Annotated in this window: 7 protein-coding genes; 3 read left to right on the plus strand and 4 right to left on the minus strand. The window is 67.7% G+C overall.

Features of this window, described 5'->3' with window-relative positions:
- Positions 1–41: 41 nt before the first annotated feature.
- From AC1DCJ_RS13720 to AC1DCJ_RS13735, 4 genes are all read right to left on the minus strand, one after another.
- Complete coding sequence (locus AC1DCJ_RS13720; protein ID WP_448136303.1) at positions 42–2,039, minus strand: M2 family metallopeptidase; 1,998 nt, start codon at positions 2,037–2,039, stop codon at positions 42–44.
- Positions 2,040–2,364: 325 nt separating this feature from the next.
- A complete protein-coding gene (locus AC1DCJ_RS13725) occupies positions 2,365–4,017 on the minus strand; it encodes a phosphoethanolamine transferase (protein WP_478071206.1) in 1,653 nt (550 codons plus the stop codon).
- Positions 4,014–4,787, minus strand: a complete 774-nt coding sequence (locus AC1DCJ_RS13730) for a phosphatase PAP2 family protein (protein WP_478071207.1) — start codon at positions 4,785–4,787, stop codon at positions 4,014–4,016. Before AC1DCJ_RS13730 ends, AC1DCJ_RS13725 begins: the two co-directional genes overlap by 4 nt.
- Positions 4,788–4,898: 111 nt before the next feature.
- Positions 4,899–6,608: an ArnT family glycosyltransferase gene (locus AC1DCJ_RS13735; protein ID WP_478071208.1), complete on the minus strand. Its 1,710-nt coding sequence runs from the start codon at positions 6,606–6,608 to the stop codon at positions 4,899–4,901.
- A 130-nt stretch (positions 6,609–6,738) separates the two neighbouring features.
- Between AC1DCJ_RS13735 and AC1DCJ_RS13740 the strand changes: the two genes are divergently transcribed.
- From AC1DCJ_RS13740 to AC1DCJ_RS13750, 3 genes are all read left to right on the plus strand, one after another.
- Positions 6,739–7,440, plus strand: coding sequence for a response regulator transcription factor (locus AC1DCJ_RS13740; RefSeq protein WP_447595096.1), 702 nt, complete (start codon positions 6,739–6,741; stop codon positions 7,438–7,440).
- Entirely contained in the window at positions 7,427–8,737 is a 1,311-nt protein-coding gene (locus AC1DCJ_RS13745; RefSeq protein WP_478071209.1) for a sensor histidine kinase, read from the plus strand. The genes AC1DCJ_RS13740 and AC1DCJ_RS13745 overlap by 14 nt, the downstream gene beginning before the upstream one ends.
- A gap of 116 nt (positions 8,738–8,853) precedes the next feature.
- Positions 8,854–10,104: a DUF819 family protein gene (locus AC1DCJ_RS13750; protein WP_478071210.1), complete on the plus strand. Its 1,251-nt coding sequence runs from the start codon at positions 8,854–8,856 to the stop codon at positions 10,102–10,104.
- The last annotated feature ends 220 nt before the right edge of the window (positions 10,105–10,324 follow it).

The raw sequence follows: 10,324 nt of genomic DNA on the forward strand, positions 1-10,324 counted from the left end.
TGCAGCAGTGGGGCCGACCAACAGCCGGCCCCAGTGCACGGTCAGCGTGCTGCCGGTGCGGTCGCGGCCGGGGCGGCCGCGGCGGTGGCCGCCGGTGCCTTCCAACCGCACATCTGGCCTTGGTTCTGCTGCTTGAGCCAGTCGTTGACCGGGGTGAAGTACTCGATCATCGGGCCGGCATCGAGCTTGTCGCCGCCGGTGATCTCGCGCAGCGTGGCCTGCCACGGCTGGCTGGCACCCTTGCTCAGCATCGCCCAGAACTTCTGCCCGGCTTCCTTGTTGCCGTAGAAGCTGCACTGGTGCAGCGGGCCCTTGTAGCCGGAGGCATCGCACAGGCCCTTGTAGAACTGGAACTGCAGGATGCGCGCCAGGAAGTAGCGGGTGTACGGGGTGTTGCCCGGCACGTGGTACTTGGCACCCGGATCGAAGAACTCCTCACCGCGCGCCCCCACCGGGGCCACGCCCTGGTACTTGGCCTTCAGATCCCACCACGCCTGGTTGTAGTGGTCCGGGGTGATGGAGCCATCGAACACGCCCCAGCGCCACCGGTCGATCATCAGGCCGAACGGCAGGAACGACACGCCGCTGAGGGCCATGCGCATCTGCGCGTTGATGGTGGCCTCGCGACTTTCCTGCGGCTTGTCGACCAGGCCGATGGAGTTGAGGTACTGCGGGGTCATCGCCAGCACGATGGTGTCGCCGATCGCTTCATGGAAGCCATCGTTGGCACCGCCCTGGAACAGCGGCGGCAGCGGGTTGTAGGCCAGGTCGTAATAGATGTGGCCCAGCTCGTGGTAGATGGTGGTGAAGTTCTCTTCGGTGGGCTTGATGCACATCTTGGTGCGCACGTCGCCGTCCATGTTCATGTCCCAGGCGCTGGCGTGGCAGACCACGTCGCGGTCCAGCGGCTTGATGAACTGGGTCTTGTCCCAGTACGACTTGGGCAGCGCGGGCATGCCGAGCGAGACGTAGAAGTCCTGCGCACGTTCGGTCATCTGCTTGGCGGTACGCAGTTCGGCCTCGCGCTGCGCCTTGAACTGCGCTTCGATGCTGGTGGTGGTGCCGCCGGCCTTGGCCAGCGCGCCGCTGAGGTTGGTCTGGTACTGCTTTTCCAGCGCGGCGGTGATGTCCAGGCTGCCGGCGCCGGGATACGGTTCCAGCTGGTCCCAGAGGTTGGACCAGTCCTGCTGCCACATGTTGCCGAGCAGGTGGGCGGCGATCAGGCCACCCTCGGTTTCAGCCTTGTCCTTGCCGTAGGTGTCGTCCAGCTTGGTACGGGCGTAGCAGTGGAGCTGTTCGTACATGGGCTTGACCTGTTCCCACAGGCGGTCGGTTTCCGGGCCGATCTGCTCGGGGGGCATGTCGTAGCCGCTGCGCCACATCTGGCCGGCGTCGGCGAAGCCCATTTCCTTGGCACCTTCGTTGACGAGGCCGACGAAGCGCTGGTAGTCGGCGCGCATGGGTTTGGTGGTGGCGTGCCAGCCCTGCCAGGCGTCAAGCTGTTTGTCGTAGTCGCGGCTGCGGGCCAGGACCTGTTCGAGGTCGCCAAGCTGACGGCAGGTGGCGGGGTTGGCGTCGTCGGTGCAGTACTTGCCCGAGCCGTAGGCGCCTTCCATGCGGCTGGCGATGCGGGTGAGCTCGGAGAGCTTGGCCGGGTCGCGCGGGGCGGGCATGGAGGTCATGAGTTTGAGGAGGTGGATCTGGCGCTTGGTATCCTCGCTCATGGGCTTGCCGTCGTAGGTGCCGGCCTGGGTGATCCAGCCGTTGAGGACGGTGAGCCAGCGTTCGTTGGCCTTGGCCGCCACGCGCTCGGAATCCTCGTTGATGTAGGTCGAGGAGAGCCACTGTGCCGAGGTCATTTCCGGGTACATGGCCTTGTACTCGGCGTTGACGCGGGCGATGAACTGGTCCGCGGTTTCGGTCGGGGTGGCAGCAGCCGCGGCGGGGGCATCGGCCGGGGTCGTTTCCTTCTGGCAGGCCGCCAGCGTCAGTGCGGCAGCACTGACAGCCAGGGCCAGCAGGAGCGGGCGGTGGTTCACGGGGACATCCTTGGGTGGTGACAGACCGGCGAAGGCTAGTGAAGCGTCCGTCACACCGCAAGGGGCAGGGCAGCAACGTGTACTGCGCACGTCCTTTGAAAGCAGTTGGCTGTGCCGGCTCCGGGAGCGGCTCGGTGTGGGTAGGTTGGCAGGACACGCCGTGAATCCATCCCTGGAGGCTCGTGAGCGCCATCCATGGCGCCCAACGGTCCCGCCAACCCACCCACACCGACCCGTCCACACAGGGCTGGTGCGCATGGCAACGGCAAGTGCAACTACAACGGCCACTCTCGTCTTGCGCGGAAACCGACTCGCCAGCAGAAGACTAGGCCTCGCACCCTGCAAACAGATCGCGGTCGCGTTCGTAGATGGCGGTCTTGACCTGCATCAGCCCCAGGACGGACGGGAAGAGGTTGTCGTGGTCGGTGTATTTGGCCGCGCGCTGGCGCACGCAGGTCAGGTTGAGGCCGCGGTTGGCGGCGAAGGATGGGGAGAACCACATCGTCATCGGTACCCGCGTCTGTTCCTGTGGTGCAATCGCATACGGCACGCCGTGCAGGAACAGGCCTTTTTCGCCCAGTGATTCACCGTGGTCGGACAGGTAGATCATCGCCGTGTCGTAGTCGTCCATGCCTTTCAGCGTGCCGATCGTGCGCGACAGCAGGTGGTCGGTGTAGAGCAGTGCGTTGTCGTAACTGTTGGTGATCTGCTCGCGGCTGCACTTGCCCAGGTCGGCGGTGTCGCAGGTGGGGGTGAAGTGGCGGAAGCTGGCGGGGTAGCGTTCGAAATAGCTCGGCCCGTGGTTGCCCAGCTGGTGCAGTACCACCACCCGGTCGCCAGGTTTGGCGCGTACCTGCGCGGCCAGGTCGTCGATCAGGATCTCGTCCATGCAGCGTCCGTTGGCGCACAGCTGCGGGTGCTTGGCATCGTCCAGCGCCTGCATCGGCAGGCCTTCGCAGACGCCCTTGCAGCCGGACTGGTTGTCACGCCACAGCGTGCTGATGCCGGCGCGGTCCAGCACGTGCAGCAACGACTGGTGCGCGCGGATCTTTTTCTCGTCGTAGTCATGGCGACCGTACGGCGAGAACAGGCACGGCAGGGAGACTTCGGTGCTGGTGCCGCACGAATGCATGTCCGGGAAGTTGATCACCCCGGCCTGCGCCAGCTCCGGCGTGGTCTGCCTGGCATAGCCGTTCAGACCCCAGTTCTGCGCGCGTGCGGTTTCGCCCATCACGATCACCAGCAGCCGCGGCCGGCTGCCTGCGGCGCGCGGTGTGGCCGTGGCGTCGGTGCCGATCGGCAGCTTGGGGGCGCGCTGGATCGGATTGTCGCCGCGCAGTGCCTTGGGCAGGCCCAGCAGGAAATTGCCGGGAGTTGCCAGATAGCGCACTTCGCGCTGGTTGCGCATCAGCGCCGACATTTCCTGGAAGGACAGCATCGCCCCGCCCAGTGCCATCAGCAGCGAGAGCAGCAGGAAGCCGGCGCGCCACAGCAGCGCCTTGCCCCAGCTGCGCTTGAGCAGCTGTACCCGCCACAGCACCAGCATCGGCAGCAGCGCCAGCAGCACCAGCGGCGCAATCAGCGCCGGCGTCATCAGCTCGCCGCTTTCCTTGTGGTCGGTGGCCAGCACGTTGCGCAGCATGTCCGCATCCAGGTAGATGTGGTAACTGCCCATGTAGTGCGCGGCCATCGCGGTGCACAGCAGCAACACTCCCAGAACTACCTTGGCGTTCCACCGCCACACCAGCAGGCCCATCAGCAGGCAGTGCGCACCCACCAGGAACAGCAGCAGCGAGGTGGCAAAGCGCAGGCTGCCCGGGTGGGTGGCCATGGCGCTGTGCCAGAACAGGCCATTGCAGGCCAGCGCGAAGAACACGCTGGTCAGTACGATCAGGCGCTCGGTGGACAGCTGCGGCCGCCAGTGCAGCAGCGTGGCCAGCGCGGGCAGGCGCACACTGCGCGGCAGGGTGGCGCTCATGCGGCCTCTCCCTGTGCGGCGATGGCTGGCATGGCCTGCGGGCGGGCGGCAATGCGCTCTACCAGCAGGTACAAGCCCAGCGAGAGGGCCCAGCAGGTGGCCAGGGTCCACAGGTCATGCGACAGGAAGTGCGCGCCGCGCAGTTGCTGGGCCAGGCCGAACACGCCGCCGGCCACCAGCCCAACCGCCAACCCGCGCCAGCGCCACGCCGGGCGCACCAGCAGCGCGAAGAAGTACAGGCTGACCCAGGCGAAGCCGGCGCTGGAATGCCCAGCCGGGAAGCACACACCGCGCGGCATGCCCGGTGGACGGCTGGCAAACACGCCCACGTATTCGCGGAGCCCGCCATAACGGGCCAGGTCCCACGGGCAATCCATGTTGGTCAGCGACTTGAGCAGCGACACCGCCCCGGTGCCCAGGGCCACCGCCAGCACCAGGTACAGCAGCGGCCAACGCCATGCCGCAGTGCGGTCGCTGCGCCAGGCGTGCGTGCACAGCAGGATCGTGACCAGCGCGCCCAGCGCGCTGGCCCACTTGCCGCCCTTGTGCACCAGCTGACTGGTGGCCCAGGCGTTCTGCAGCGCCCAGTGGTGCCCTTCCAACCGATAGAACTGGTCGGCCAGCCACTGGTCGCCGCCCATGCCCATCAGCACCACGCTGGCGGCCAGGGTGAGCAGCAGGGGGAGCCACAGGTGGCTGCGCAGAAAGCCCGGGCGGGCAGCTGCGGCCAGTGGAAGCGGGCGAAACGGTATGGCTGGAACTGAAGACATGGGCAAAGCGCCGGGCGGGGTGATCCGCGGCCATGGTCGTCAGCGGTGTGTCGGAGAGCGGTCGGAGCGGTGTTGCCCGCAGGTTAAGCCCCGACCGCCGATGCCGCCGGTTCAGTCTTGCTCGTCGTCCGACGCCGCATCGGGCGCCAGGTGGGCCTGGCACCCGGCGCGCCATGCATGGCCCGGCACCAGCTGCCAGCGATTGCGGTTGCTGCTGCCAATGTCCACCACCTGGGCGGCGTCCACGCAGGGGCTCATGGCCTGGTCCAGCACCAGCAGCCAGCGTGCATCCGGCGCCTGCTGCAGCCACGGCCCGGCCTGCTGCCATTGTTCGTCCCACGGCCGCTTGAAGCCGAACTCGGTCACCGGGCGATCGGCCTGCAGCAGGTTCTGTTCGCGCCACGCCACCAGGCCCAGCTGCGCCTCCGGCCCGATCCGTTGGCCAACCCGCTGCATCAACGCCGAGGCCGAGCTGTAGGGGTCCAGCGCCGGCATCAGGCCCCAGCCGTACACGTTCCAGAGCAGGCAGGCGCACACCACCACCAGGGCGCCGACGCGTCGCTGGCGCAGCCACACCAGTGCGGCCACCAGCAGCACGCCGAAGCCGAGCAGCCAGCCGCCCAGCAGCGGCAGCAGGCTGTCGGGCATGCCACGCCGATCCAGCTGGGCATGCGCCCACGGGCTTCCGCCGAGCAATTGCACGCTGACGTACAGCGCGGCAGCGGCGAGCACGCCCACGTAGGCCAGCAGCAGCCAGCGCGGGCCGGTGCGGCGCAGCAGCCCGGGCAACACCGGTGCGGCGGCCACGCACAGCAGCGGCAGCATCGGGAAAATGTAGACCTCGCGCTTGCCCGGGCTGGCGCTGAAGAACACCAGCACCAGCACCGCCCACCCCAGCAGCAGCCAGTAGCGGCCATCCAGGCGTTTCAGCCGCCGCCACCATGCCGGCAGCAGGGCCGGCAGCAGCAGGCAGCCGGGCAGCCACAACGTGGCCATCACCTGCAGGTAATACCAGGCCGGCTTCACGTGGTGCCACGCATTGGCGTAGCGCGTGCCGGTCTGCTTGAACAGCAGTTCACGTGCGTAGGCCTGCAGGCTCGGGTCGGGGGAGTGCAGCAGGGCCAGGCCCAGCGGCGCCAGCCACACCGCGGCACCGAGCAGGAACCCGGGCACCAGCAACCACAAGGCACGTCCACGGCCGGCGTGGCCGTCGTCGCCCTGCACCCGCCACCGCCACAGCGCCCAGGGCAGCAGCACCAGCAGCGGCAGGAAGCCCACCCCCTTGGTCACCGTGCCCAGGCCTGCGGCAAACCCGGCCACCAGCACCGCGCGCCGGTTGGGCGCCTCCAGCAGATGCCGCAGCAGGCCCCACATGGCCAGCGTGGTCAGCCCCACCAGCACCATGTCGATCTGCGCGCGCTTGGCCATCAACCCGAACTGCAGGCAACTGGCCAGCGCCAGCATGGCCCACCAGGCAACACGCCGGTTCCACAGGCGACGCCCCAGGTCCCAGCACAGCCACAGCGTCAGCAGCGCCGCCAGCAACGACGGCAGCAGGAAGGCCAGATTCCAGTTGCCCAGCAACTGGTGGCTGGCGGCCTGCATCCACATGAACACCGGCGGCTTTTCGGCATAGAGGTCGCCGCCGCGATGCGGCAGCAGCCATTGCCCACTGTCCACCATGGCGCGGGCGGCCAGTACGAAGCGCGGCTCATCCGGTGGCGAGGGCTGACGCATGCCGATCCCGGCCAGCAGCGCCAGCACGATGGCCACGCAGGCGAGCAGATGCCAATGCTGGCGGGACAAGCGGGCTTCAGGCACGTCCGGATCCTTGGGAAAAACCAGTACTGTCTCCCCGACAGCGTAGGAAAAGCGTCGAAACCGGGCCATTGCGACCGGATTCCGACATGGATGCGGCTACCATGCGCCGATCCGTTCACGAGAGTCTGCCATGCGGCTCCTGGTCATTGAAGACAACCGCCAACTGGTCGCCAACCTGTTCGATTATTTCGAGTCACGCGGGCATGTTCTGGATGTGGCGCCCGATGGCGTCACCGGCCTGCACCTGGCGGCCACCCATGCGTACGACGCCTTGATCCTGGACTGGATGCTGCCGCGCATGGAAGGCCCGGAGGTGCTGCGCCGGCTGCGCGCCGACCATGGCTCGGAAGTCCCGGTGATCATGCTCACCGCACGTGACGAACTGCCCGACAAGATCGCCGGTTTCCGCGCCGGTGCCGACGACTACCTGACCAAGCCCTTCGCGCTGCCCGAACTGGAAGTACGGCTGGAGGCGCTGATGGTGCGCGCGCATGGCCGCAACCCGCGCAAGCTGCTGGAGGTGGCCGACCTCAAGCTGGACCTGGCCACGCTGGAGGCGCACCGCGACGGCAAGGCGCTGCACCTGTATCCGGCCTGCCGCAAGCTGCTGGAAGTGCTGATGCGTGCCAGCCCCGGCGCGGTGACCCGGCAGCAGCTGGAGTTCGCGCTGTGGGGCGATGAACCACCGGACGGCGACCTGCTGCGGTCGCACGTGTACGAACTGCGCCGCAGCGTGGACGGCCCGTTCCAGCAGAAGTTGATCCACACCCTGCCACGGGTGGGCTACCGGCTGGGTGTGAGCGCCGCGGACAGTGCCGATGAAACCGCGTAAACCGGCACCCCTGCACCGGCGCCTGGTGTGGTGGCTGCTGGGCTACCTGGGGCTGATCTCGCTGGCGGTGTTCAGCGTGGGCAACTACGTGCACGAACATGCCGAGCATTCCGCCTGGCGCGCCCTGCTCAACTCCGAGCTGGACAGTATCGTCAACCACATCGAACACGAGCCGCACTACCGCTGGCAGGACTCGGACACGCTGCGCCTGTTCACCGTGGATGCCAGTGAACGCGTGCCGCCGATCCTGCGCACGCTGCACCCGGGCCTGCACGACGGGGTGGTGATCAACGGCCGCTCCAGCGCGGTGATGGTGCGCGATACCGAGCGGCTGGGGCGGCTGGCCCTGGTGCTGGACATCAATGACTTCCACGAGCTGGAAGAGTTCGCCACGCGCTGGGTGATGCTGGCCGGCGTGGTGATGATCATCGTGACCGTGCTGATGGCCTCCTTCGGCGTGGGCCGGCTGGTCCGCCCGCTGCGGTCGCTGGCCCAGCGCATCGACGGGCTCAAGCCCGGCGTGCCGGGGCAGCAGGTGCAGGTGGATCCGCGCGGCAGTTCGGAGCTGTATGTCATTGCCGATGCGGTCAACGACTACCTGGCCCGCAACGAACAGTTCGTCGAACGTGAGCGCATCTTCGTCAGCACCGCCAGCCACGAACTGCGCACGCCGATCGCGGTGATCACCGGCGCGGCCGAACTGGCGCTGGAGCAGCCCGGCCTGCCCGAACGTGCGCGCCAGCAGATGCAGCGCGTGCATCGCACCGCGCAGGGCGTGGAGCAGTTGATCCAGCTGCTGCTGGTGCTGGCCCGCGAACCGGCGCGGCTGGTTGCGCTGGGCGAGCGCATCGCGCTGGACCAGCTGGTGCCGGCCATCATTGAAGACCACCGCCACCTGATGGGCGACAAGGACCTGCGCATCGCCGTGGACGGCCTGGCCCGTATCGACATCATCGCGCCACCGGCGGTGGTGCAGGCGGCCATCGGCAACCTGCTGCGCAATGCGATCGAGAACAGCGGGCGCGGCACCATCCATGTGCAGGTGTCCGACCGGGCCGTGGTGACGCTGCAGGATCCCGGGCATGGCATGAGCCCGGAGGAAATCGCCGCGGTGCATGCACGCCTGGCGCGGGGTGATCGCAATGAACAGAGCGGAATCGGGCTGGAGCTGATCGCCAAGCTGTGCGAGCACCTGGGCTGGGCCCTGCAGATAGAGCCCTGTGCGCCACGCGGCACCCGGGTGATTCTGGATCTGGGGGCGTCGCTGCCGCAGGCACCGGGCGATGCGATGACGTAACCGACATCAAGAACGCTGCACTGCAGGGTGGCGCAGCGTGAAGATGATGTTAACCTCTGGAAGGGCGCCGCTTTATGCGGCGCTTTTTTTTTCTTCGATCGACAGAGGATGGCAAGATGCCGACCGAAACCAGTACCGCCCTGATCACCAACGATATCGTCGGGCTTGGCCTGATTGCCGCCACGCTCGCCGTGATTTTCTGGGCGGCCAGCGGCCCCACCCCCCGCCTGAAAAAGATCTTCGCCTGGGTGCCGGCGTTGCTGCTGTGCTACTTCATCCCGGCCATCTACAACACCGCCGGCCTCATCGACGGCCACAACACCTCGCTCTACAACCCGGTCGCGCGCGACGTGCTGCTGCCGGCCGCATTGGTGCTGCTGACCCTGTCGATCGACCTCAAGGGGATCCTCAAGCTGGGCCCGAAGCTGCTGGTGATGTTCTGCGCCGGTACGCTGGGGATCATTCTTGGTGCGATCGTGTCGTTCCAGGCGATGTCCTGGATCCACCCGGCAACCGTCGCGGGCGACACCTGGAAGGGCATGGCCGCATTGGCCGGCAGCTGGATCGGCGGCGGGGCCAACATGGTCGCGATGCGCGAAGTGTTCGGCACCGACGCCACCACCTTCGGCCAGTTCGCCGTGGTGGATGTGGCCTGTGCCAGCCTGTGGATGGCGGTGCTGCTGTTCCTGGCCAACCGCGCCCAGCAGATCGACACGCGCAACGGGGCCGACACCTCGGCCATCGATGAAATGAAGGCGCGCATTTCGGCCTATGAAGCGCAGAACGCCCGCATTCCCAGCCTCACCGACCTGATGGTGATCGTGGGCGTGGCATTGGGCGGCGTGGGCTTGGCGCATGCCATCGCCGCACCGCTGAGCGGGTGGTTCAAGGCCAACGTCAGCTGGGCCAGCCAGTTCAGCCTGGACAGCCCGTTCGTGTGGGTGGTGCTGTTGTCCACCGCCCTGGGCCTGGGCTTGAGCTTCACCCGCGCGCGGCGGCTGGAGTCGGCCGGTGCATCGCGGCTGGGGACGCTGTTCCTGTATTTCCTGATCGCCTGCATCGGCATGCAGATGGACCTGTTGTCGCTGCTGGATCGCCCGTGGCTGTTCGCGCTGGGCGCGATCTGGATGCTCACCCACATCCTGGTGCTGTGGATTGCCGCCAAGCTGCTGCGCGCGCCGTTGTTCTTCTTTGCGATCGGCTCGCAGGGCAACATCGGCGCGGCCGCGTCGGCACCGGTGGTGGCTGCTGCGTTCCATCCGTCGCTGGCCCCGGTGGGCGTGCTGCTGGGCACGGTGGGCTACGCCACCGGCACCGGCCTGGCCTATGTCACCGGCCTGATCCTGAAATGGATGGCCGGGGCCTGACCCGGCCAACTCGGTCGTGSCGGCCGCTGGCCGGCTTCCCGCACCGCACCCGGTCGTGCCGGCCGTTGGCCGTCTTCCTGCACCGAACGCGGTCGTGCCGGCCGCTGGCCGGCTTCCCGTACCGCAGGCGGTCGTGCCGGCCGTTGGCCGTCCTCCTGCACCGCGCCCGGTAGTGCCGGCCGCTGGCCGGCTCCTCATGAACCCATGGTGTCACCTGGAG

It is taken from the genome of Stenotrophomonas sp. 10N36, assembly GCF_056395005.1.